This window comes from Streptomyces lydicus (genome assembly GCF_004125265.1).
Classification (GTDB): domain Bacteria; phylum Actinomycetota; class Actinomycetes; order Streptomycetales; family Streptomycetaceae; genus Streptomyces; species Streptomyces lydicus_C.
The window spans coordinates 3,016,603-3,038,192 of the sequence record NZ_RDTE01000003.1; the positions used below are offsets into that span (position 1 = coordinate 3,016,603).

The following is a 21,590-nucleotide window of genomic DNA, read 5'->3' on the forward strand; positions in this document are numbered from 1 at the left end:
ACGCAGCCCGCCCCGCACCGGAACTGACGCCCCGTCCGCCCTCTTCGGAGGGTGGACGGGGCGTGCACCGTCGTACCGTCGCGCGCGGCTCAGTCGAGCGGTACGCCCGTACGCAGCGGGTCGCGCAGATCCGTGCCGTGCTCCAGCCAGCGCTTCTCCAGGGCCTCGGCGCCGTGCACCCGCTTCCAGGCGGCCTCGTTGGGCGTCATCGGCAACAGCGGCAGAAAGCGGACCGGCTCCCTCGGCTCATCGAGTGCCAGGTCTTCGACAAGGCCCCCGGGCGAGGCGACCAGAACCGAGGTGAACGCCGCCCCCGGCCACAGCGGCTCCCCCACGTCCAGCGAGGCTCCGGGAGCCACCACCACCCCCTCGACCTGCGGCGACGCGGCGAGCACGGCGAGCGGTCTGAGCACCTTGTCGCTCTCCACACGGCCGGCGCGTACGGACAGCAGGAGTTCGGCGCGCGGACCGCGCAGCGGATCGGCCAGCACGGCGGTGGGGTCGGCCATGGGCTGCGCGGACATCCCGAGCGTGGCGTATCGCACCACCCCGTCGTCCACGAAGCGGAGGACCTCGATACGGTCGGTGCCGAGGAACGTGACGGCGGCGCGCGCGTCCGGCTCGCCCAGGGTCGTCCGCAACCGGGCCTCGACCAGCTCAAGAACGTCAGACATGCCGCGAGCATAGGCCGGAGCCTTCGCCCTGCCGTCACCGCTCCACGGGCTTGCCCCGGGCGCCGTCCGGGACCCCGGCGCGGTGTCCCGTTCTTCGTATGGAACGGGCAAAGCGGCGCTGCAACACCGCAGGCGGCTGATAGCCTTGCCGTCTGCTCAGGGAATGACGTCGTCCCCCAACGGGGACCGGCCGGAGGAGGTGGGGCTGCGGTGGATCCGAGTCGACCGTGCAGTACCGATAGTTCTCCTGTCGTCCCCTTCGCGCAGCGAATCTCCTGATCCGAGAGCTTCCGTACCCCGCCGCTCAGCGGCGAAACCAAGGAAGCACCTTTGCGCCGGATGTAGATGACGGAAGAGCGCCTTCGACTCTTTGTTCCGTGTTTTCTGCGAACTGCCGTCAGTGCCCTCGCACGAGCGCCGCCCGCTTTGCGGACGTACAGCCGATGACGCCTCGTACGTCCACGTTCCGGGCAGCGTTGCGCCCCGCGCTCGCCACTGACGGCCGGCCCGTGAAGGAGCCTGCCATGTCGATGATCCGTGACCTGCGTGCCGCCGTCCGCCCGTCCCGGCGGCGCGACAGCACCCCGTACCACTACGAGAAGTCCGCCCCGGCCTGCACCAACAGCGCCATCGTCGACTGCGGTGTGTACCGCGAGGGCCGCCGGGTGAGCGAGCACGTCACCCCGGCCGAGGCGATGGCCTCGGTCCGCTCCGAGGGCGGCTTCGCCTGGATCGGGCTGCACGAGCCCAGCGAGGCCGAATTCGCCGGTATCGCCCAGGAGTTCGGGCTGCACCCGCTCGCCGTCGAGGACGCCGTGCACGCCCACCAGCGGCCGAAGCTGGAGCGCTACGACGAGACCCTGTTCACCGTCTTCAAGACGGTCCACTACGTGGAGCACACCGAGCTGACCGCCACCAGTGAGGTGGTGGAGACCGGTGAGGTGATGTGCTTCACCGGCCGGGACTTCATCGTCACCGTGCGGCACGGCGGCCAGGGCTCGCTGCGCGCGCTGCGGCACCGGCTGCAGGACGACCCGGAGCTGATGGCCAAGGGCCCGTCCGCGGTGCTGCACGCCATCGCCGACCAGGTCGTCGACGGCTATATGGCGGTGGCCGGCGCGGTCCAGGACGACATCGACGAGGTGGAGATCGACGTCTTCAGCTCGGGCACCAACGGCAAGGGCTCTCCCAAGGGCGGCGACGCCGGGCGGATCTACCAACTCAAGCGTGAGGTGCTGGAGTTCAAGCGGGCGGTGTCGCCGCTGCTGCGGCCGATGCAGCTGCTGAGCGAGCGTCCGATGCGGCTGGTCGACTCCGACATCCAGAAGTACTTCCGGGACGTCGCCGACCACCTGGCGCGGGTCAACGAGCAGGTGCTGTCCTTCGACGATCTGCTCAACTCCATCCTGCAGGCCAACCTCGCGCAGGCGGCCGTCGCGCAGAACGAGGACATGCGCAAGATCACGGCGTGGGCGGCGATCTTCGCCGTCCCCACGATGATCGCCGGGATCTACGGCATGAACTTCGACTACATGCCCGAGCTGCACTGGAAGTTCGGCTATCCGGCGATGATGCTGGTGACGGTCGCCATCTGCTTCGGCATCCACCGCGGGTTCAAGCGCAACGGGTGGCTCTGACGCGGGGCGGGCGACGTCCGGGACCACCGCGCTCCGGTCCGCCGCGTCCCACCGTCCGGGCGGCCCCGGAGCGCCGCGACCGCGGCCATTAGGCTGGTCCGCATGACGGAGACCGTGTCGCAGGCCCTGCAGGATCGGGCGCTCATCGAAGAGGCCACCAAGAAGTCCGGCCTCATCTGGGTGCGCGGGAACACCGGCCCGGCCCGGGCGCTGTGGCACCTGTGGCACGACGGAGCCGCCTGCCTCGTCGGGGGCGGGGCCGGCGAACAGCCGCTGGACGGCCTCGGGCTCACCGACGGCGGTACGGCGACGGTCACCGTACGCAGCAAGGACAAGGGCGGCCGGCTGGTCGCCTGGCAGGCCACCGTCGTCGAGCCGGCGCCCGGGAGCGAGGCCTGGCAGGCCGCCGTCGACGAGCTGAAGGGCAAGCGCCTCAACGCGCCGGATGCCGACACCCTCACGGAGCGCTGGGCGCGCGAGTGCCGGGTGCTGCGCCTGGAGCCGACCGGGGCGGCGGAGCAGCGCCCCGGACAGATGCCGGACGACTCACACGCCGCACCGCCGCTCGCGACCCCCGCGATCACCCGGCGTCCGGTCCCTGCGGCACTGCCGAAGCTGCTGCGACGGGGGCGCAAGGGCTGAAGCCGGGGGGTGATGGCGCAGGAAGCCGCCCCCGGGTGGTGACGCAAAGGGGCTGAACCCGGGTGGTGACGCAAGGTGCCGGACCCGGGTGGTGAGGGCCGCGGCCCGTCCCCGGATCTCAGCCTTTTTCCGGCCCTTTCCCGGCCTTTTCTCCGTCCGAGCGCTTGCGCGGTGCTGGGCCCGGCGCTTGCCAGGACCCTCTCTCAGCGCTTGCCGGAGATCTTGGAGCCGTAGTCCACGACCTGGTTCGTGGGCGGGGCCTTGAGGTCCACGCTCCGGCCCCAGTCGGCCAGCCGGACCACCCCCGCGCCGCCGGCGCGCTGGAGCCGCAGCGGGTAGGGCGTGCCCTCCAGGGAGACGTCCAGGGTGCCGCCGGAGCCCGCGCCGGCGGCCACCCGGACGGTGCGGACGCCATCGATGTCGCTGCGGTTGCCGGTGGTCAGCTTGCCGTGCAGTCCGAGGAGGCCGGCGAGCAGGGTGTCCTTGTCGGTGAAGCCGCTGAAGCGCTGGTAGACCGGGTCGCTGGCGGGCACCTTGACGTATTTGCCGTCGAGCTTGCCCGCCGCCTGGCTGGGCTTGCCCGAGCCGGCGCTCTTCTCGCCGGCCCAGAAGGCCGCGTCCGCCTTCAGATAGAGCGCGTCGCCGACCCGCAGCAGCTGGAAGGCGGCCGCCTTCGTGGTCAGCTCCCCCTTCGCGCCGTCCTTCGCCAGCCGCATGTCGAGCTTGTAGGTGCGGCCCTGGCTGACGACATTGCCGGAGAGGTGCACGGTGTCCGCCCGCTGGGCCGCGGCCCGCGCCTTGGATTCGATCTTCGCGGCGGGCAGCTTCCCCACGCCGTTGGTGCCGGCGTCCGGGTCTTCCCCGCCGCAGCCCGTCACCGCCACGGCCAGTACCGCACAGGCCGCCCCCACGAGCGCGGCCCGTCCCGTACGACGGGTTCCGGCCAGGGGTCGGGGGCCGGCGCCCGGGGGAATTGCGCTCACGTCGGCTGTGCCTCCTGATGCGGGTGACCTCGACAGCAGTACGGCAGCGTACCTGGGCCGCGCACGGTCTTCGGCGGGGTGCGTGGCGGTCACCCTACGGCCTCCTTCCCCGGGGCGGCGCGGGCCGGGGCGCGTTAGCCTGAACCCGCATTGATGCCCTGTTTCGGGGCCTAACGGGAGAAAGGGCGGCACTCTGCATGGCAGTGGTGACTCCCCGGGTCTTCGTCTCCCATCTCGCCGGCATCGCCGTCTTCGACCCCAACGGCGACCAGGTCGGCCGGCTGCGGGACCTCGTCGCGCTGCTCCGGGTCGGCGACCGCCCCCCGCGGGTGCTCGGGGTGGTCGTCGAGGTGATCAGCCGGCGCCGGATCTTCGTGCCCATGACGCGGGTGACCGGGGTGGAGTCCGGCCAGATCATCATCACCGGCGTGGTCAATATGCGGCGCTTCGAGCAGCGGGCGTCCGAGACGCTGGTACTCGGCGAACTGCTCGACCGGCGGGTGCGCCTGGTGGAGACCGACGAAGAGGTCACCGTCCTCGACATCGGCCTCACCCAGCTGCCGGCCCGCCGCGACTGGGAGATCGACAAGGTCTTCGTACGGAAGGGGAAGGGCGGGGCGCTGCGCCGCAAGGGCGAGACGCTGACCGTGGAGTGGTCGGCGGTGACCGGCTTCTCGCTGGAGGAGCACGGGCAGGGCGCGGAGAGCCTGCTCGCCACCTTCGAACAGCTGCGGCCCGCCGACCTCGCCGGTGTGCTGCACCACCTCTCCGCCAAGCGGCGCGCCGAGGTCGCCGCGGCGCTCGACGACGACCGGCTGGCGGATGTCCTGGAGGAGCTGCCGGAGGACGACCAGGTCGAGATCATCGGCAAGCTGAAGGACGAGCGGGCCGCCGACGTCCTGGAAGCGATGGACCCCGACGACGCCGCCGATCTGCTCTCCGAGCTGCCGGAGGAGGAGAAGGAACGGCTGCTGGCGCTGATGCGGCCGGAGGAGGCCGCCGATGTGCGGCGGCTGATGTCCTACGAGGAGCGGACCGCGGGCGGCCTGATGACCACCGAGCCGATCGTGCTGCGACCGGACGCGACGGTCGCGGACGCGCTGGCGCGGGTGCGCGACCCGGACCTCTCGCCCGCGCTGGCCGCCCAGATCTATGTCTGCCGGCCGCCGGACGAGACGCCCACCGGCAAATACCTGGGCCTGGTGCACTTCCAACGGCTGCTGCGCGACCCGCCCTTCACCCTCGTCAGCTCGATCGCCGACACCGATCTGCCGGCCCTACCGCCGGACACCCCGCTGCCGGAGGTGACCAGCTATCTGGCCGCGTACAACATGGTCGCCGCCCCCGTCGTGGACGAGAGCGGGGCGCTGCTGGGCGCGGTCACCGTCGATGACGTACTGGACCATCTGCTGCCGGACGACTGGCGGGAGGACGGGCTGCACGGCCCGGCCACGGCCGGCCTGAACGGCGACCCGCCCCTCGGGGAGAGTGCGCATGGCCGGTGAGGAGCGGGAGAGCGCCAGGGAGCGGTCGCGGGCGAACGGTTCCTCGGCGCTGCGCCGGGGCGCCGCGGACCGGCCGCGGGTGCGCCTCGACCAGCCGCGCGCGCCGCGCCGTACGTTCCTGCCGGAGTACGACCCGGAGGCGTTCGGGCGGCTCTCGGAGAAGATCGCCCGCTTCCTGGGGACCGGCCGCTTCATCGTCTGGATGACCGTCACCATCATCCTGTGGGTCATCTGGAACACCACGGCGCCCAGCGGCCTGAGGTTCGATCAGTACCCGTTCATCTTCCTGACGCTGGCGCTGTCCCTGCAGGCGTCGTACGCCGCGCCGCTGATCCTGCTGGCGCAGAACCGCCAGGACGACCGCGACCGGGTCACCCACGAGCAGGACCGCAAGCAGAACGAGCGGTCCATCGCCGATACCGAGTATCTGACCCGGGAGATCGCGGCCCTGCGGCTCGGCCTGGGCGAGGTCGCCACCCGCGACTGGATCCGCTCCGAGCTGGAGGACCTGCTGAGGGATCTGGAGCTGCGGCAGCCGGCCGGCGCGGAGAGTGACGAACGCGACCGCTGACGGCCTTTCCGGAGGCACCCTCACCCGCCGTACCGCCCTCCCGTCGCCCGACCACCGCCCCTTTGGGTCGCGCTTCGCGCGGCCGTACTATCTCTGCATGGCCATCGACACTCCCCCAGGCACCGCACCGAGCGAGGACGCGATCCGCGACGCGCTCGCGACGGTGAACGACCCCGAGATCCACCGCCCCATCACCGAGCTGGGGATGGTCAAATCGGTGGACATCGCGGCGGACGGCGCGGTGGCTGTCGTGGTCTACCTCACGGTCTCCGGCTGTCCGATGCGCGAGACGATCACCAACAACGTGCGGGAAGCCGTCGAGCGGGTCGAGGGCGTCACCTCCGTCGCCGTCGAGCTGGACGTGATGAGCGACGAGCAGCGCAAGGAGCTGGCGGCGTCGCTGCGCGGGGGCACCGCCGAGCGCGAGGTGCCGTTCGCCCAGCCCGGTTCGCTGACCCGGGTCTACGCCGTCGCCTCCGGCAAGGGCGGCGTCGGCAAGTCGTCGGTGACCGTCAACCTCGCCGCGGCGATGGCGGCCGACGGACTGAAGGTCGGTGTCGTGGACGCCGACATCTACGGCCACTCGGTGCCCCGCATGCTCGGCGCCGACGGCAAGCCCACCCAGGTCGAGAACATGATCATGCCGCCGTCGGCGAACGGCGTGAAGGTCATCTCGATCGGCATGTTCACCCCGGGCAACGCCCCGGTGGTCTGGCGCGGCCCGATGCTGCACCGCGCGCTCCAGCAGTTCCTGGCCGATGTGTACTGGGGCGACCTGGACGTCTTGCTGCTGGACCTGCCGCCCGGCACGGGTGATATCGCCATCTCGGTGGCCCAGCTCGTCCCGAACGCCGAGATCCTGGTCGTCACCACCCCGCAGCAGGCCGCGGCCGAGGTCGCCGAGCGGGCCGGTTCGATCGCCGTGCAGACCCACCAGAAGATCGTCGGCGTGGTCGAGAACATGTCCGGGCTGCCCTGCCCGCACTGCGACGAGATGGTCGACGTCTTCGGCACCGGCGGCGGCGAGCGGGTCGCCGAGGGCCTGACGAAGACGACCGGTACGCAGGTGCCGGTGCTCGGTGCCATTCCGATCGACGTCCGGCTGCGCGAGGGCGGCGACGAGGGCAAGCCGGTCGTGCTGACCGACCCCGACTCCCCCGCCGGCGCGGCGATCCGCACGATCGCGGGCAAGCTGGGCGGCCGGCAGCGGGGCCTGCAGGGCATGTCGCTGGGCATCACCCCGCGCAACAAGTTCTGAGAGCGCGACCGCCGCGGACACCGGATGACGCACAAAAAGGGGCGGGCCCGTGCGGGCCCGCCCCTTCCGCGTTGCCGTTCAGCGCACCTGTCGCGCCGCCGTTCAGCCCTCGTACTCGGCCAGATCCTTGATCACCGAGAAGCCCAGCCCGTACGCGCTCATCCCCCGCCCGTAGGCGCCGATGTGGACGCCCTCAGAGCCCTCGGAGCCCTCGGGCCCCTCGCTCGCCGAGCCGGCCAGGACCCAGCCGTACTCGGACTCGCGGTAGGCGAAGGACGTCGGCACGCCGTCCACCGGCAGCATCAGCTCGCTCCAGCTCCCGCCGCCGAGATCGTCGGCCAGCTCCCAGGCGAGCATCGTCTGCTGGTCCAGCCAGTCCTGGCGCAGCGACCGGTCCATCCGGGTGGGCCAGGTCTGTGCGAGCAGGCCCGAGCCGGCGAGCCAGGCGGCCGTCGAGACCGAGGTCGCCTCCAGTACACCGGTGCCGTCGGCGCTGCGCCGTACGGGGCGGCTGGCGACCGTCACCACGACCGCGAACCGCTCTTCCTGCGGCGGCTCCACCTTGATGGTGGGCTCCTCGCCATGCCCCGTGGCACCGTGTTCGACGGTGCCGTCCGCGGCTGCGCCGACCTGCATCAACCAGCGCGGACCGGTGAACGCCTCGTCGAGGCCGTACCACGGGAACGCGGCCAGCAGATAGCCGTCGACCTTCCGGCCGGCCTCCGCGGACACCCCTTGTGCCGCTGTCCGACTCGTCGTCTCCATCTGCGCGGAGCCTCCTTGTTGCCCTGCGTCGTGGGCGGCCCGCCCCCCTCAGGCGACCGAACCCCGGACACCCGGAGCATAGCCATAGGCGTCAACACAGCCGGTCATACCGGTGTGTGTCAGGTGGCGTCGGCGTCGAACGGCGGACGCTCGTCCGGCTGAGGGCTCCCGGTCTTCTTCACCAGGTCGGGGCGCCCGGCGGAGGCAGCCGGGGACTCCTTGGACAGGCCGGTACCTGCCCCGTTCGAGGGCGTGGCGGAAGAGGCGCTGTCGTGGCCGTGGACGGCGTCGGTGACCTCGGCCATCTCCTTCTTCAGGTCGAAGCCGTTACGGACCTCCTGGAGGTCCTTGAGGCCGTACTCGTCCTTGTCCAGGACATGCTTGCGCACGAAGTTCTTGGGCTTGAGGTCCTCGAACTCGAAGTCCTTGAAGTCCGGCCCGAGCTCGCTGCGGATGTCTTCCTTGGCGCTGTCGGAGAACGCCCGCACCTTGCGGATGAAGCCCATGACGTCCTGGATCACCTTGGGCAGCTTGTCCGGACCGAAGACGAGCACCGCGAGGATCACGAGCGCCACCAGCTCGAGGGGTCCTATATCGAAGAACACCTAGCAGCTCCTTGGGTAATCCGCGGCCTTCGACGGCCTATGGGCCAGGCCGCCTATCACGGTACCTGGCCCCGTACGTCGGGCGGGAGTCGCCCGTGCCAACACCATGCAAACGATCAGCCCGTACTGGAGGAACCCAGGCTGAGCCGTACGGAGCGGTCCTTGCCGCCCCGCAGGAGGGTGAGTGCCAGCGTGTCGCCGGGCCGGTGACTGCGGATCTTGACGATCAGTTCCTCACCGCTGTGCACCGGGGCACCGTCCACCTTGGTGATCACGTCACCGGCCTTGATCCCGGCCTTGGCGCCGGGGCCGTCCGGGATGACCGGCGGCTTGCCGCTCTTGCTGTGCTCGCTGACCCGCGCTCCGTCGCCGGCGTACTCCATCTCCAGGGTCACGCCGATCACCGGATGGGTCGCCCGGCCGGTGTTGATCAGCTCCTCGGCCACCCGCTTGGCCTGGTTGATCGGTATGGCGAAGCCCAGCCCTATGCTGCCGCCCTGGGCGCCGCCGACCGTGCCGCTGCCTCCGTCGGCCGCCCGGATGGCGCTGTTGATGCCGATCACCCGCGCCTTGGCGTCCACCAGCGGGCCGCCGGAGTTACCGGGGTTGATGGGCGCATCGGTCTGCAGCGCGTCCACGTACGAGACATCGCTGCCGTCGCCCTTCTCGCCGCCCGCGGTGATCGGGCGCTGCTTGGCGCTGATGATCCCCGAGGTGACGGTGTTGGCGAGGTCGAAGGGTGCGCCGATCGCCACCACCGGGTCGCCGACCTGCACGGAGTCGGAGTTGCCGAGGGTGAGCGGACGCAGTCCCGTGACGCCCTCCACCTGGACGACGGCGAGGTCATAACCGCCGTCCTGGCCGACGACCTTGGCCTTGGCCGTCTGGCCGCCGCTGAAGGTCACCGAGATCTCGCCCCCCTTGCCGGCCGGCTCGACGACATGGTTGTTGGTGAGGATGTGGCCCTGGTGGTCGAGGACGAAGCCGGTGCCGGTGCCCTGCTCGGCACTGCCCCGCACATGGATCGTGACGACGCCGGGCAGCGCGGTCTGCGCGATTCCGGCGACGCTGTCGGGCCGGCGGCCCGCCCCGTCACCGGCGGACTGCGGCAGCCTGATGTCGTTGATCCCGCCGTAGCGCTCGACATACGCGCCGATGCCGCCGCCGATGCCGCCCGCGAGCAGCGCCAGCGCCACCGCGCCGGCGACCAGTTGCCCGCGCCGACGGCGCCGGTCGTGCGGCGACGGGGCGAGGGGGCCGCCCTGCAGGGGCGCGCGCCAGGGGTCGTAGTGCTGCCAGGCACCGTGGGGGGCGGGGTGCTGCTGTGCCTGGGGAGCCGGGTGTTGTCCGTGGGCGGCGGGGTGCTGTCCCTGGGAGGTGGGGTGCTGTCCCTGGGCGGAGGACGGTCCGTGGTCGCCGGGCCGGCCGGGGTAGGGCTGGGGCTGGGCCGCGTAGGGGGCGGCGGGGGCGGCTGCCGGGCGGGGGCCGCCGTCGCCGGGGTGGGGGACGAAGGCGCCGTCCGTACCGTCCATGCCGTCCTGCACCGAGCCGTTGGGTCCGGCTGCCGCCGGTCCGGGCACGGCGCCCAGGGGGGTGGTCTGCGGGCCGGTGACTTGCGGGGCGGTGGGCTGGGGTGCGTCGGGCGGCTGGGGGCCAGGCTGTGCCGCGTCGGGCTGCGGTGCGTCGAGGCTGGGGGCGGCACCCGGAGCGGAAGGGGGCTGCGAGGGGCCGGGCTTCCGGAGTCCCGGGTGGGCGGCGGGCGGCTCGGCGGCCGGGGCGCCGTACGGGGGCTGCGGCCCGGCCGTCGGCGGAAGGACGGTGCCGTGCGCCGGGGTGGCCACCGGCCGCTGTACGGGCGGTGCGGGCGCCCACGGACCGGGACCGCCGTACGGAGGGGTGCCGTACGGGTCCTCGGCGTGCAAGGGCTGCTGACGCGGCGGTGTGGCGCTCGGGGTCCCGGATGCGGGGGCCCCGGAGTCGGGAGCCCCAGACGCAGGAGGCCCGGCGGCGGGCGTCGCGGACGCAGGGGTCCCGGCGGCGGGCGTCCCGGACGCAGGGGCAGGGGCTGTCACCCTGGTCGTGGTCGTGGTCGTCGTCGTGGCCGTGGTCGTTTCCTCCGGGGCCTCGTCTGCCCCGGGCAGCGCCTCGTCCGGCGTGGCACCCGCAGTGTCCCGCGTGGCACCGGTCACCCGGCCGAGCGTCATGGTCGACGGGGCCGGTCGCGCACCGCTCGTCCCGGCGCCCGCGGTCCTGGCCTCCTCCTCGCGCGTCCGGTCCGGGGCCGCCGTTCCGCGCGCCACCGTCAACTCATCGTTCGCGGCGTCCACTTCGGGGCTCCCGGCGCTCCCGGCGCTCCCGGAAGCAGGCTCCGGCGATATGCCCGCCCCCGAGCCCTCGCGCGGCTCCGGCGGACGGACGATCCAGTCCTGCGCGCCCGCGCCCTGCGCCTCAGAGGTGCCGGATACGCCGGATACGCCGGATGCTTCGGCCACCGTGCCGCCCGCAACGCCGCCTGCCGTGCCGTCGGCGGGCGGCAGCGCCTCCGCACCGGCCTCGGCGGACGGTTCGGTGCGCGGGGTGTCTCCCGGGCGGCTCCACCACTTCAGCTTCGGCCCGGCGGCCTTACCGTCGTCCATGCTCTCCCCAGAATTCGCCCGCGGACCTGCGCGGGCCACCACCACCTCGCGGTACGCGCCCGGTCAGGGGTGCGCCGCCCACAGGGATTCAACCAGTTCCCCATGGGGCTGCGCAGGAGACGGTCAGCGCTGGGCCGGGGTTGAGCCAGGGACGGAGGGGGCTGCCGCGATCGCGGAACCGGTCGGCGGACGCATGGGTTCCAGAGGCGGGGGCGCGGGCGGGTTCTTCCGCACCGGGGCCTTGCCCGGGCCGGCCACCAGGGGCGCGAGGTAGGACGCCGAGGCCGGACCCGTCGCGGCTATCAGGGGCGACAGGCCGAAGCGGCCGGCCTGGGCGGACGCCGGCGCCGGGGACTGCGGGGTGGGGGGTGCCGCGGTGGGGCCGTACAGGGTCATGGCGCTGGGGGCCGGGGCCATGGTCGGACCGCCGGACGGCCGCCAGGGGCCGGACCGGGAATTCTTGGCGGGAAATTCCCCACCACGCAGGAGAGCACCGGCGTCGGCCGCCGGGCTGACGCTGAGCGGGGTGACGGCCGTACCGCCGCCGTCGACGCGTCCGCCGGGCAGATCGACCGCCCCCTCCAGCGGGAGGGCACCGCCCAGTGCGAAGGCCGCGAGAGAGACCGCACCGGCCGCCGCGAAGGCGAACCGGCGCCGCTGCGCGGGCCGGTAGCTCTCCTGCAGCCGGAAGCCGCGCCCGCGGGGCTGCAGGGGCACCGCCGCCATGGGATGGCCGGAGTGGCTGTCGGAGGGGACATAGCGGAACGCGTCACCGCCGCGGACGAACTCGCCGCGTCGGGCGAACTCGCCACGTCCGAATCCGCCGCGCCCGAACTCACCGCGCCCGAAGCTGCCATTGCCGAGCCTGCTGCCATTGCCGAGCCGACTGCCGTTGCCGAGGCGGCTGCCGGGCCCTTCCGGGTCGCCACCGGGCAGTTGCTGCAGTCGCGCCAGCAGCCCCTCGGAAGGACCGGGGGGTGCCGTCTCGGCGAATACGCTTTTCAGCCGACGCTGGGCGTCGGCTTCTGCCTTGCACCGTCCGCATGTCGCAAGATGCGCGAGCACCCGCTCGCGTGCGTCATGCCCCAACTCGCCGTCGACCAGGGCCGCGAGGCGGTCGCCGAGATGCTGCTCGGCGGGGGACGGACCGCCACTGCCGCTCACGCGATTCCGACCTCCCCCGTGGGCACCACGGCCAACGACCGCCGCTGCGCACGCTCTTCGGCACGGGTGGCCGGGGCGCGGTGCTTGAGGGCCTTGCGCAGGTGGGAGCGGCCGCGGTGGATCCGGCTGCGGACCGTGCCGAGCTTGACACCGAGCGTGGCGGCGATCTCCTCGTACGACAGGCCCTCGATGTCGCACAGGACGACGGCGGCCCGGAACTCGGGCGCGAGGGTGTCCAGCGCCTGCTGTACATCGGCGTCGAAGTGGGTGTCGTTGAAGACCTGCTGGGGCGAGGGCTCGCGGCTGGGCAGCCGCTCGGCGGCGTCGTCACCGAGCGCGTCGAAGCGGATGCGCTGACGGCGGCGGACCATGTCCAGGAAGAGGTTGGTGGTGATCCGGTGCAGCCAGCCCTCGAAGGTGCCGGGGGTGTACGTCGACAGCGAGCGGAAGACGCGGACGAACACCTCCTGGGTGAGGTCCTCGGCGTCGTGTTGATTGCCGGTGAGGCGGTAGGCGAGGCGGTAGACCCGCGCGCTGTGGGTGCTGACGATCTCCTCCCAGCTGGGCGGAGTCCACGCCTGCGCATCCGCGTCTGCGGCAAAGGTCGCGGTGGTTGCGGAGTCGGCGACGGGGGCCCCTCCCCTGGCCTTCTGGCCATGGGCGCGGGAACGGTCAGCAGTGTCTGTCACGGATTTCGGCTCGGCGAACGACCTTTTCAAGCGCCTCAGCACTCCTCGGTCACCCGCCGCAGCCGCACCTCCCCTGGTGGCTCTGGTGGTGTCCAGTAGAGCCCCTACCATATCCACCTCGCCCGTTAGCTCCGGATAAGCAGTTTTGACCTGCATTTGGTCCTGCTTCTGTTCATGATTCGTGTCACGCGCGGTCTTCACCGGTGCATCCCCCCGTCATCCCCTTCCCGTCTTCAACGTCCGGTCCCATCTGCGGGTTCCCGGACGCAGCGGATACAGTCACGGTTGCGTCAACTACGGGGACAGGAGAGGGCCATTACCGGCAACCGGCAGACGAGCTTGGCTTTCGCCGAGGCGTACGGCGCCGGGACCCTCGACGACAGCGCCGAGACCGCCCTGCAGTGGTCCCGCGACTGCGCGCGCGAAGCCGGCATCCGTACGGTGACGAACGGCACCGGCGCGGCCCTCCGCCTGCTCGCGGCCGCCGCCGATGCCAAGGCGGTCGCCGAGATCGGCACCGGCACGGGCGTGTCGGGCATCTATCTCCTGCACGGCATGCGGCCCGACGGGGTGCTGACCACCGTGGATCTCGAACCGGAGCGGCAGACCTTCGCCAAGCAGGCGTTCCGTGCGGCCGGCTTCGCCGGGAACCGCGCCCGCTTCATTCCGGGCCGCGCGCTGGACGTACTGCCCCGCCTCGCGGACGGCGGCTACGACCTCGTGTTCTGCGACGGCGACCTCATGGAGTGCCTGGAATACCTCGCTGAATCGTTGCGGCTGCTGCGCCCCGGCGGCCTGGTCTGCTTCGAGGGCGTCTTCGCCGACGGCCGTACGGTCGACTCGTCGCTGCAGCCCGCCGAGGTACTGCGGCTGCGGGAACTGCTGCGGGCCGTCCGGGAGAGCACCACGCTGGTACCGGCTCTGCTACCGGTAGGCGACGGCCTGCTGTGCGCGGTCAAGCGCGGCTGACCGGCCCCGGCCTCCCGGCCGCCGCAAGCCACCGGCCGCAGGTCACAGGCCCGAGCCCGAACCGAGACCCGGCCCCCGCCCCGGCTCCAGCTCCAGCTCCAGGAAAGGCAAACGGCCCCGGCATGTGGCGCGCGTTGGCGCGTGCCACATGCCGGGGCCGGGGTAATTCGGCTGGGGATACCGGGGTCAGCCCCGGGAAACCGCCGGTTGCGCCGCCCTTGTCAGACGGTGACCTTGTCCAGGGCCTCACCCAGGGCCTTGGCTTCGTCGGGGGTCAGCTCGACGACGAGCCGCCCGCCGCCTTCGAGCGGAACGCGCATGACGATGCCCCGCCCCTCCTTGGTCACCTCGAGCGGGCCGTCGCCCGTCCGCGGCTTCATGGCCGCCATGCTCGTTCCCCTTCCTGAAACCAGCTCAATCAAGCTCATCTCAGCCGACGGCCCGGATAGGCACGTGTCACCGGCATCGAACAGATTGCTTCCAGGCCATTATCCCGCATCGAACGACCCGATGACCAACATCGGGCCGCATCCCTTCGGCAACCCGCTCTCGCAAACCCCCTCAATTCGGGGAGGTGGCTGCGATACTTCTCCGCCCGCCGACCTCCGACGCGCCCGCAATCTTTGATGTACGTCACATGCCGGGGCCCGATGATCTCCGGCATCCTGAGCGCTGGCTGCCGCTGACGAGCAGTCCCAGCCGCGACGGAGGGGATTCCCACTATGGCCGACACCGTGCTCTATGACGTGACCGACGGACTCGCGACGATCACTCTCAACCGCCCCGACGCGATGAACGCGCTGAACATCGAGGCGAAGGTCCTGCTGCGGGACACCCTGAAGGAGGCCGCCGCCGATCCGGCCGTACGCGCCGTTCTGCTGACCGCCACCGGGCGCGCCTTCTGCGTCGGACAGGACCTCAAGGAGCACATCGGGCTGCTGGCCGAGGACCGGGCCACCGGCTCCGGGGGCACCATGAACACCGTGCGTGAGCACTACAACCCCATCGTGACGGCGCTGACCGAGATGCCCAAGCCCGTGGTCGCGGGGGTCAACGGGGTCGCCGCGGGCGCCGGTGCGGGCTTCGCCATGGCCGCGGACTACCGCGTGGTCGCCGACACCGCGTCCTTCAACACCTCCTTCGCGGGCGTCGCGCTGACCGCCGACTCCGGGGTGTCCTGGACGCTGCCGCGGCTGATCGGCCACGGCCGGGCCGCCGATCTGCTGCTCTTCCCTCGCAACATCAGCGCCCAGGAGGCCTACGACCTGGGCATCGCCAACAAGGTGGTGCCGGCCGACGAGCTGGCCACGGCGGCCGCGGACATCGCCCGCCGGCTGGCCCAGGGCCCGACCGCCGCCTATGCCGCGATCAAGGAGTCGCTGGCCTACGGGGCGGGGCACTCGCTCGCCGAAACCCTCGGCAAGGAGGACGAGCTGCAGGGCCGGGCGGGGGCGTCGGAGGACCACGCGATCGCGGTCGAGGCGTTCGTGAAGAAGGAGAAGCCGGTCTTCCTGGGACGCTGACCCGGCGTCGGCGGCCGGGGGCCGGCGACCCGGCGCCGACGGACCGGTGCAGCCGACCCGGCTGCCGGCGGACCGGCCCCGCCGGACTCGTCGGCCGGCCGTCCGACCGGCGGCCCGTGCCGTCCCGGCCGGGTCAGCCGGCCGCCGCCGCTTCCACGGCGCGGCGGACATGGCAGTCCGCCAGATGGTCGTTGACCAGGCCGCAGGCCTGCATCATCGCGTAGGCGGTGGTCGGGCCGACGAAGCGGAAGCCGCGCTTCTTGAGGTCCTTGGCGAGCGCCGTCGACTCCGGGGTCACCGGCTGCAGATCGCTCACGGTCCGCGGCACCGGCCGGCCTGCCCGGTCGGGGGCGTAGGACCAGATCAGCGCGTCGAGCTCGCCCGCGGCCAGCTCGGCGGCGATCCTGGCGTTGTTGATCGTCGCGGCGATCTTGGCGCGGTTGCGGATGATGCCCGGGTCGGCGAGCAGCCGCTCGGCGTCCGCGTCGGTGAACCGCGCCACCTCGGCGATCCGGAAGCCGGCGAACGCGGCGCGGAAGCCGGGGCGGCGGCGCAGGATCGTGATCCAGGAGAGCCCGGACTGGAACGCCTCCAGGCTCATCCGCTCGAAGAGCGCGTCGTCGCCGTGGACCGGCAGGCCCCATTCGGTGTCGTGGTAGGCGCGGTAGTCGGCCATCTGCGCCGACTCCATCCCCCACGGGCAGCGCGGGATGCCGTCCGGTTCGGTCACCACACCGCTCATGCCCCCTCCCCGCCTTCCCGTGTCGCCCCGGAGCCTTCGGACGGCTGCCGGTCGTTCTCCGGGGCGCGCCGCTTCTCCTCCGGGGCGAGCCGCTTCTCCTCCAACGGCCCGAGCAGGGGCGGGCCGTCCTGTATCAGTCCCGGGCCGCCCATGGCGGAGGCGTGCACACCGGCCAGCGCCGCCTCCAGCTCGGCGATCCGGGCGTCACGCTCGGCCAGCTCGGCGCCCAGGCGGTCCAGGGCGTCGTCGACCTCGTTCATCCGGTATCCGCGGACGGTCACCGGGAAGCGCACGGCTTCCACATCGGCGCGGGCCACCGGGCGGTCTTCCGGCAGCGGGTCGTACAGCTGGTCCGGCTCGGAATCCCGCAGCCCACCGCCGTCACCGCCGCCGACGACCACGAGGGTGACGGCCGCCACCACCACGACCATCGCGATCAGCAAGAACCAGAACACGACCAACTCCCCGGACTATGTGCCTGCACTGATCGTGCCATGCGGGTGTGACAGTTAGGGTCGCTCCCGGACCACGGAGAGGGAGTGCGGGAATGCTGCGGCTGGGGAATCGCGAGTTCGGGGCGCACGAGCCGGTGATCATGGCGATCGTCAACAGGACGCCGGACTCGTTCTACGACCAGGGCGCCACCTTCCGTGACGAACCCGCGCTGGCCCGCGTGGAACAGGCGGTGGCCGACGGTGCCGCGATCATCGACATCGGCGGCGTCAAGGCCGGCCCCGGCGAGGAGGTCAGCGCCGAGGAGGAGGCCCGCCGCACGGTCGGGTTCGTGGCCGAGGTCCGCAAGCGCTTCCCCGACGTGGTGATCAGCGTCGACACCTGGCGCCACGAGGTCGGCGAGGCGGTGTGCGAGGCCGGCGCGGATCTGCTCAACGACGCCTGGGGCGGGGCCGATCCGCGGCTCGCCGAGGTCGCCGCGCGCTACGACGTGGGCCTGGTGTGCACACACGCGGGCGGCGCCGAGCCGCGTACCCGCCCGCACCGGGTGACCTACGACGACGTGATGGACGACATCCTGCGGGTGACGCTCGGCCTCGCGGAGCGGGCCGTGGAGCTGGGCGTCCGGCGCGACGCGATCATGATCGATCCGGGGCACGACTTCGGGAAGAACACCCGGCACAGCCTGGAGGCGACCCGCCGGCTGGACGAGATGGCGCGGGCCGTTCCCCGGGAGCTCGGCTTCCCCGGGGCAGGGGATACGCCGTTCCCGGTGCTGGTCTCGCTGTCCAACAAGGACTTCGTCGGCGAGACGCTGGACCGGCCGGTCAAGGAGCGGGTGCTCGGCACCCTCGCGACCACCGCCGTCTCGGCCTGGCTGGGCGCCCGGGTCTACCGGGTCCACGAGGTCGCCGAGACCCGGCAGGTGCTGGACATGGTGGCCTCGATCACCGGCCACCGGCCCCCGGCGGTCGCCCGCCGGGGACTGGCCTGAGGAATCCGGGCCGGGCGGATTCGGCGGACCCGCCTCAGATCCCGACCTCCTTGGTCACCAGCGCGATCGCCTCGTCCACGTCGTCGCTGAGGTGGAAGAGCTCCAGGTCGTGCATCGACGCCTTGCCCTCGGCGATGAGGGTGTCGCGCAGCCAGTCGACCAGTCCGCTCCAGTAGGACGTGCCGAACAGCACGATCGGGAAGCGGGTGACCTTACGGGTCTGGACGAGGGTGAGCGCTTCGAAGAGCTCGTCGAGGGTGCCGAGCCCGCCGGGGAGCACCACGAACCCGCGGGCGTACTTCACAAAACACGTCTTGCGGACGAAGAAGTACCGGAAGTCGACGCCGAGGTTCACATACTCGTTCATGCCCTGCTCGAAGGGCAGCTCGATGCCCAGCCCGACAGAGGTGCCACCGGCCTCGTTGGCGCCCTTGTTGACGGCCTCCATGGCGCCGGGGCCGCCGCCGGTGATCACCGCGAAACCGGCGTCGACCAGGGCCCGGCCGATCCGCACGCCGGCGTCGTACTCCTTGGAGTCACGCGGCGTACGGGCCGAGCCGAAGACGCTGACGGCCGGGCCCAGCTCGGCCAGCGCGCCGAATCCCTCGACGAACTCCGACTGGATGCGCATCACGCGCCAGGGGTCGGTGTGCACCCACTCGGAGGGGCCCTCGGAGTCCAGCAGACGCTGGTCCGTGGTGCCGGTCCGCACCTGGTCCTGGCGGCGCAGTACGGGACCCAGCCGCTGCTCCTCGGGGACCGGTGCTCCCTCGGGACTGGCCATGTCGTGCTCCCTCCGCTGGCAGATCGTTTGCCGTTTCAGCGTAGATCCGCGGACGTGAAGCGCAGGGGAATTCGGTGCGGAGGCGTACGGCCGGGCCCGCTCCCGTGGGGGCAACCGGGCCCTCAGGCGGTCAGCCAGGCGCGCAGCCGCTCCTCACAGTGGAGGATGCGGTCGATTTCAACCCGTTCGTCCTTCTTGTGCGCCAGCAGCGAGTAACCGGGGCCGTAGTTGACGGCCGGGACGCCCAGCGCACTGAAGCGCGAGACGTCGGTCCAGCCGAACTTGGGCATCGCGCTGCCGCCGACGGCCGCCATGAAGGCCTTGGCCGCCGGGTGGGACAGTCCGGGCAGCGCGCCCGGGGAGTGGTCGTCGACGACGAACTCGTCCACCGGGCAGTCGGCGAAGACCTCGCGTACATGGGCCAGCGCCTCGTCGGGGGTGCGGTCCGGCGCGTAGCGGAAGTTCACGGTGACCGTGCAGGCGTCGGGGATGACGTTGTTGGCGACGCCGCCCTCGACGCGTACGGCGTTGAGGCCTTCGCGGTATTCGAGGCCGTCGATGACCGGGCGGCGCGGCTCGTAGGCGGCGAGCTTCGCCAGGATCGGCGCGGCGGCGTGGATCGCGTTGCCGCCCATCCAGCTGCGGGCCGAGTGCGCGCGCTCACCGGTGGTGCGCAGCAGGACCCGCAGGGTGCCCTGGCAGCCGCCCTCCACCTGGCCGTCGGAGGGCTCCAGGAGGACGGCGAAGTCACCGGCGAGCCAGTCGGGGTGGGCGTCGGCGACATGTCCGAGCCCGTTGAGGTGCGCGGCGACCTCTTCCTGGTCGTAGAAGACGAAGGTCAGGTCGCGGTTGGGCGCCGGGACCGTGGCGGCCATCCGCAGCTGGACGGCGACGCCGGACTTCATGTCGCAGGTGCCGCAGCCCCACAGGACGCCGTTCTCGTCCAGCCGGGAGGGGACGTTGCCGGCGATCGGCACGGTGTCGAGGTGCCCGGCGAGCACCACCCGCTCGTCGCGGCCCAGGTCGGTGCGGGCCACGACGTTGTTGCCATGGCGGTCGACGGTCAGGTGCCCGAGTCCGCGCAGGGCGTGCTCGACGGCGTCGGCGAGGTCCTTCTCGTTGCCGCTCTCGGAAGGGAAGTCGACGAGCTGCGCGGTGAGCGCGGCGGCATCGAGCGACAGGTCGAGGGCGGGGTGGTCTGTGCGGCGCTCCATGGATCCGACCCTATCCGCAGCACTCCAGTACGGTAGGCGCGTGTCCGCGCAGCCCTCACCCTCCGTCCGCCGCACCCGCCCGTGGCGTATCGCCGCGGCCGTCGCCGTGCTCATCGGACTGGCCTGCTATGTCGCGGTGCAGTACATCACCGGCGGCCCGGGAGCACCGCGCTGCACGGTGCGCGGCGCGGGCGACGCCGATGCCTACGAGCTCTCCCCCGAGCAGGCCGCGAACGCCGCGACGATCGCGGCCGTGGCGTCCTCGCGCGGGCTGCCGGAGCGGGCGGTGACCATCGCGCTGGCGACCGCGATGCAGGAGTCGGGGCTGCGCAATCTCGAATTCGGTGACCGGGATTCGGTCGGGCTCTTCCAGCAGCGGCCGTCGCAGGACTGGGGCACCGTGCAGAAGATCATGGATCCGGTCTACTCGGCCGGGGAGTTCTACCGGCATCTGGAGCATGTGCCCGGCTACTCCCGGCTCCCGCTGACCGTCGCCGCACAGCGGGTGCAGCACAGCGGCTACCCGCAGGCCTACGCCAAGCACGAGGCGAACGCGGCACAGTTGACCGGGGCTCTCACCGGCCGCGACGAGGGCGCGATGACCTGCACCGAGAGCCGCCCGGTGGACAGCAGGGCGGCGGGCGGCGCCGCGAAGGTGCGGGAGAAGCTGGTGCGGGAGTTCGGCCCCCGGGTGCTGCCGCGGGCGGGCGCCGGCGGGAGCGCCGCGGGCGGCGGGCGCGGGGTGACGATACCGGTGCGGGCGGCCGGCGCGATGGCCGTGGGCGATACCCCGCGGCGCGGCTGGGAGCTGGCGACGTGGGCGATGGCGCACTCCGCCGAGCTGCACATCGAACAGATCTCTTACGCCGGCCGGACGTGGACCGCGGCCGATTCGGGGAACGGCTGGCAGCAGAAGCCGGCCGCCTCCGCGGCGGCCGCGCGCGACGTTCGTATCATCACCGGGCAATAGTTTGCCGGTTCCCCCGGGAGGAGTGCGGGGCAGCAATTCGCCTGCGCCGTAAGGGAGTTGGCCCAGCACTTTCGCGCACTCCGGTAATTCCCTTGTCCGCAAAGGGGCGTGACGTTTCCGCGGCCCGTCGAGCCGTGCGCATATTGCCCTTTTTTCCGAGCCCGATTATGTGACGCGTTACCAACTCTTTACCGGAGTTCACCGCAACCTTCGGGGTTCTGACGCGGTAGTCAGTGCGTCCGCCAGGCGGATATGGCACATCTGTCAGAAGTACGAGTCCTTCTCCGTAAAAGGAGCACCATGTCCCACCCCGTTACGCGTCGGATCGCCCGAGCCGCCCTGCTCGTTGCAGCGGGTGCCGCTCCCGTGGTCGCTGCGGCCGGCTCCGCGAGCGCCGCGGATCTGCCCGCCAAGACACTCGGCGGGCTGACGGCGCCCCTGGACTCCCAGAACACCAGCCGGACCCTGGACCACACCGCGCGCCACGGCGTCGGCCTGGTGAACGAGGCCGGCAACAAGGCGGCGACGAAGCTCGCCCCGGCGCTCGTGGAGACCGCCGGCCCGGTCGTGAAGAAGGCCATGCCGACCACCCAGGGTGCCGCGGACAAGGCGGAGGGCATGGTCCGCCCGATCGCCAAGCACGGCGTCTCGACCAACACGCTGCCACTCGAGGCGGCCAAGGGCCTGGTCGGGTCCTCCAAGGGCCTGCTCGCACCGGCTCAGGGCCTGCTCGGCGGCCTTCCGCTCGGCGGCCGCTGACCGGCCGTCCGCCCGCGGACGCGCAGGGGCCCGGGGAGTTCGCTCTCCCCGGG

The 21,590-nt window shown here is 72.1% G+C and carries 22 protein-coding genes; 10 read left to right on the forward strand and 12 right to left on the reverse strand.

The genetic code is table 11. From position 1 onward, the window contains the following. Nucleotides 1-89: 89 nt before the first annotated feature. The gene (locus D9V36_RS15640; RefSeq protein WP_129294309.1) at nt 90-674 is read right to left on the reverse strand and encodes a suppressor of fused domain protein; all 585 of its coding nucleotides are present in this window, start codon (nt 672-674) and stop codon (nt 90-92) included. A gap of 524 nt (nt 675-1,198) precedes the next feature. Here D9V36_RS15640 and D9V36_RS15645 point away from each other — a divergent pair. Together D9V36_RS15645 and D9V36_RS15650 are read left to right on the forward strand one after the other, a co-directional pair. Continuing rightward, nucleotides 1,199-2,311 (forward strand): magnesium and cobalt transport protein CorA, encoded by a 1,113-nt coding sequence (locus tag D9V36_RS15645; protein WP_129294310.1) that lies wholly within the window; start codon nt 1,199-1,201, stop codon nt 2,309-2,311. Between the two features lie 102 nt (nt 2,312-2,413). Then, nucleotides 2,414-2,953 carry a hypothetical protein gene (locus D9V36_RS15650; protein ID WP_129294311.1) on the forward strand — a complete coding sequence of 180 codons (540 nt, stop codon included), beginning with the start codon at nt 2,414-2,416 and terminating at the stop codon, nt 2,951-2,953. Nucleotides 2,954-3,156: 203 nt separating this feature from the next. Here the strand turns inward: D9V36_RS15650 and D9V36_RS15655 are convergent, their stop codons facing one another. Then, nucleotides 3,157-3,936, reverse strand: a complete 780-nt coding sequence (locus D9V36_RS15655) for a hypothetical protein (RefSeq protein ID WP_129294312.1) — start codon at nt 3,934-3,936, stop codon at nt 3,157-3,159. A 197-nt stretch (nt 3,937-4,133) separates the two neighbouring features. Here D9V36_RS15655 and D9V36_RS15660 point away from each other — a divergent pair, with 197 nt between their 5' ends. The 3 genes from D9V36_RS15660 (at nt 4,134) to D9V36_RS15670 (ending at nt 7,270) form a co-directional block, all read left to right on the forward strand. Beyond that, on the forward strand, nt 4,134-5,441 hold the full coding sequence (locus D9V36_RS15660) for a magnesium transporter MgtE N-terminal domain-containing protein (RefSeq protein ID WP_129294313.1): 1,308 nt from the start codon (nt 4,134-4,136) through the stop codon (nt 5,439-5,441). Continuing rightward, nucleotides 5,431-6,012: a DUF1003 domain-containing protein gene (locus tag D9V36_RS15665; protein WP_129294314.1), complete on the forward strand. Its 582-nt coding sequence runs from the start codon at nt 5,431-5,433 to the stop codon at nt 6,010-6,012. Before D9V36_RS15660 ends, D9V36_RS15665 begins: the two co-directional genes overlap by 11 nt. 97 nt (nt 6,013-6,109) lie before the next feature. Beyond that, nucleotides 6,110-7,270, forward strand: a complete 1,161-nt coding sequence (locus D9V36_RS15670; protein ID WP_129294315.1) for an Mrp/NBP35 family ATP-binding protein — start codon at nt 6,110-6,112, stop codon at nt 7,268-7,270. 102 nt (nt 7,271-7,372) lie between these two features. On the opposite strand, the gene D9V36_RS15675 is transcribed toward D9V36_RS15670, so the two are convergent. The 5 genes from D9V36_RS15675 to sigE form a co-directional block, all read right to left on the reverse strand. After that, nucleotides 7,373-8,035 carry a hypothetical protein gene (locus D9V36_RS15675; protein ID WP_129294316.1) on the reverse strand — a complete coding sequence of 221 codons (663 nt, stop codon included), beginning with the start codon at nt 8,033-8,035 and terminating at the stop codon, nt 7,373-7,375. Between the two features lie 119 nt (nt 8,036-8,154). Further along, complete coding sequence (locus D9V36_RS15680; RefSeq protein WP_129294317.1) at nt 8,155-8,640, reverse strand: sec-independent translocase; 486 nt, start codon at nt 8,638-8,640, stop codon at nt 8,155-8,157. 116 nt (nt 8,641-8,756) lie between these two features. Further along, the gene (locus D9V36_RS15685) at nt 8,757-10,562 is read right to left on the reverse strand and encodes a S1C family serine protease (RefSeq protein WP_241721312.1); all 1,806 of its coding nucleotides are present in this window, start codon (nt 10,560-10,562) and stop codon (nt 8,757-8,759) included. Nucleotides 10,563-11,399: 837 nt separating this feature from the next. After that, the gene (locus D9V36_RS15690; RefSeq protein ID WP_129294318.1) at nt 11,400-12,440 is read right to left on the reverse strand and encodes a zf-HC2 domain-containing protein; all 1,041 of its coding nucleotides are present in this window, start codon (nt 12,438-12,440) and stop codon (nt 11,400-11,402) included. Further along, nucleotides 12,437-13,129 carry an RNA polymerase sigma factor SigE gene (sigE, locus tag D9V36_RS15695; RefSeq protein WP_431357673.1) on the reverse strand — a complete coding sequence of 231 codons (693 nt, stop codon included), beginning with the start codon at nt 13,127-13,129 and terminating at the stop codon, nt 12,437-12,439. Before sigE ends, D9V36_RS15690 begins: the two co-directional genes overlap by 4 nt. A 396-nt stretch (nt 13,130-13,525) precedes the next feature. Between sigE and D9V36_RS15700 the strand changes: the two genes are divergently transcribed. Next, nucleotides 13,526-14,098: an O-methyltransferase gene (locus D9V36_RS15700; RefSeq protein ID WP_431357752.1), complete on the forward strand. Its 573-nt coding sequence runs from the start codon at nt 13,526-13,528 to the stop codon at nt 14,096-14,098. Between the two features lie 221 nt (nt 14,099-14,319). Here the strand turns inward: D9V36_RS15700 and D9V36_RS15705 are convergent, their stop codons facing one another. Beyond that, a complete protein-coding gene (locus D9V36_RS15705; RefSeq protein WP_006603288.1) occupies nt 14,320-14,487 on the reverse strand; it encodes a DUF3117 domain-containing protein in 168 nt (55 codons plus the stop codon). 333 nt (nt 14,488-14,820) lie between these two features. Here D9V36_RS15705 and D9V36_RS15710 point away from each other — a divergent pair, with 333 nt between their 5' ends. Further along, on the forward strand, nt 14,821-15,621 hold the full coding sequence (locus D9V36_RS15710) for an enoyl-CoA hydratase/isomerase family protein (protein WP_129294321.1): 801 nt from the start codon (nt 14,821-14,823) through the stop codon (nt 15,619-15,621). 133 nt (nt 15,622-15,754) lie between these two features. On the opposite strand, the gene D9V36_RS15715 is transcribed toward D9V36_RS15710, so the two are convergent. After that, nucleotides 15,755-16,363, reverse strand: a complete 609-nt coding sequence (locus tag D9V36_RS15715; protein WP_129294322.1) for a DNA-3-methyladenine glycosylase I — start codon at nt 16,361-16,363, stop codon at nt 15,755-15,757. Beyond that, nucleotides 16,360-16,818 carry a DivIVA domain-containing protein gene (locus tag D9V36_RS15720; RefSeq protein WP_241720884.1) on the reverse strand — a complete coding sequence of 153 codons (459 nt, stop codon included), beginning with the start codon at nt 16,816-16,818 and terminating at the stop codon, nt 16,360-16,362. The genes D9V36_RS15715 and D9V36_RS15720 overlap by 4 nt, the downstream gene beginning before the upstream one ends. Nucleotides 16,819-16,910: 92 nt before the next feature. Here D9V36_RS15720 and folP point away from each other — a divergent pair, with 92 nt between their 5' ends. Continuing rightward, complete coding sequence (folP, locus tag D9V36_RS15725; RefSeq protein WP_129294323.1) at nt 16,911-17,810, forward strand: dihydropteroate synthase; 900 nt, start codon at nt 16,911-16,913, stop codon at nt 17,808-17,810. 34 nt (nt 17,811-17,844) lie between these two features. Here the strand turns inward: folP and D9V36_RS15730 are convergent, their stop codons facing one another. Together D9V36_RS15730 and dapE are read right to left on the reverse strand one after the other, a co-directional pair. Continuing rightward, nucleotides 17,845-18,594, reverse strand: coding sequence for a TIGR00730 family Rossman fold protein (locus tag D9V36_RS15730; RefSeq protein WP_129294324.1), 750 nt, complete (start codon nt 18,592-18,594; stop codon nt 17,845-17,847). Between the two features lie 122 nt (nt 18,595-18,716). Continuing rightward, a complete protein-coding gene (gene dapE, locus D9V36_RS15735) occupies nt 18,717-19,808 on the reverse strand; it encodes a succinyl-diaminopimelate desuccinylase (protein WP_129294325.1) in 1,092 nt (363 codons plus the stop codon). 40 nt (nt 19,809-19,848) lie between these two features. On the opposite strand from dapE, the gene D9V36_RS15740 reads away from it, so the two are divergent. Both D9V36_RS15740 and D9V36_RS15745 read left to right on the forward strand, forming a co-directional pair. Further along, on the forward strand, nt 19,849-20,778 hold the full coding sequence (locus D9V36_RS15740; RefSeq protein WP_129294326.1) for a heavy metal transporter: 930 nt from the start codon (nt 19,849-19,851) through the stop codon (nt 20,776-20,778). 300 nt (nt 20,779-21,078) lie between these two features. Continuing rightward, a complete protein-coding gene (locus tag D9V36_RS15745) occupies nt 21,079-21,537 on the forward strand; it encodes an ATP-binding protein (RefSeq protein ID WP_129294327.1) in 459 nt (152 codons plus the stop codon). Nucleotides 21,538-21,590: the final 53 nt, after the last annotated feature.

What these genes read in the sequence shown, in the direction of transcription:
- D9V36_RS15745 (WP_129294327.1), top strand. Translation starts at nt 21,079, where the DNA reads ATGTCCCACCCCGTTACGCGTCGGATCGCCCGAGCCGCCCTGCTCGTT.
- D9V36_RS15710 (WP_129294321.1), top strand. Translation starts at nt 14,821, where the DNA reads ATGGCCGACACCGTGCTCTATGACGTGACCGACGGACTCGCGACGATC.
- D9V36_RS15715 (WP_129294322.1), bottom strand. Translation starts at nt 16,363, where the DNA reads ATGAGCGGTGTGGTGACCGAACCGGACGGCATCCCGCGCTGCCCGTGG.
- D9V36_RS15665 (WP_129294314.1), top strand. Translation starts at nt 5,431, where the DNA reads ATGGCCGGTGAGGAGCGGGAGAGCGCCAGGGAGCGGTCGCGGGCGAAC.
- dapE (WP_129294325.1), bottom strand. Translation starts at nt 19,808, where the DNA reads ATGGAGCGCCGCACAGACCACCCCGCCCTCGACCTGTCGCTCGATGCC.
- D9V36_RS15730 (WP_129294324.1), bottom strand. Translation starts at nt 18,594, where the DNA reads ATGGCCAGTCCCGAGGGAGCACCGGTCCCCGAGGAGCAGCGGCTGGGT.
- D9V36_RS15645 (WP_129294310.1), top strand. Translation starts at nt 1,199, where the DNA reads ATGTCGATGATCCGTGACCTGCGTGCCGCCGTCCGCCCGTCCCGGCGG.
- folP (WP_129294323.1), top strand. Translation starts at nt 16,911, where the DNA reads ATGCTGCGGCTGGGGAATCGCGAGTTCGGGGCGCACGAGCCGGTGATC.
- D9V36_RS15675 (WP_129294316.1), bottom strand. Translation starts at nt 8,035, where the DNA reads ATGGAGACGACGAGTCGGACAGCGGCACAAGGGGTGTCCGCGGAGGCC.
- D9V36_RS15650 (WP_129294311.1), top strand. Translation starts at nt 2,414, where the DNA reads ATGACGGAGACCGTGTCGCAGGCCCTGCAGGATCGGGCGCTCATCGAA.
- D9V36_RS15660 (WP_129294313.1), top strand. Translation starts at nt 4,134, where the DNA reads ATGGCAGTGGTGACTCCCCGGGTCTTCGTCTCCCATCTCGCCGGCATC.
- D9V36_RS15670 (WP_129294315.1), top strand. Translation starts at nt 6,110, where the DNA reads ATGGCCATCGACACTCCCCCAGGCACCGCACCGAGCGAGGACGCGATC.
- D9V36_RS15640 (WP_129294309.1), bottom strand. Translation starts at nt 674, where the DNA reads ATGTCTGACGTTCTTGAGCTGGTCGAGGCCCGGTTGCGGACGACCCTG.
- D9V36_RS15705 (WP_006603288.1), bottom strand. Translation starts at nt 14,487, where the DNA reads ATGGCGGCCATGAAGCCGCGGACGGGCGACGGCCCGCTCGAGGTGACC.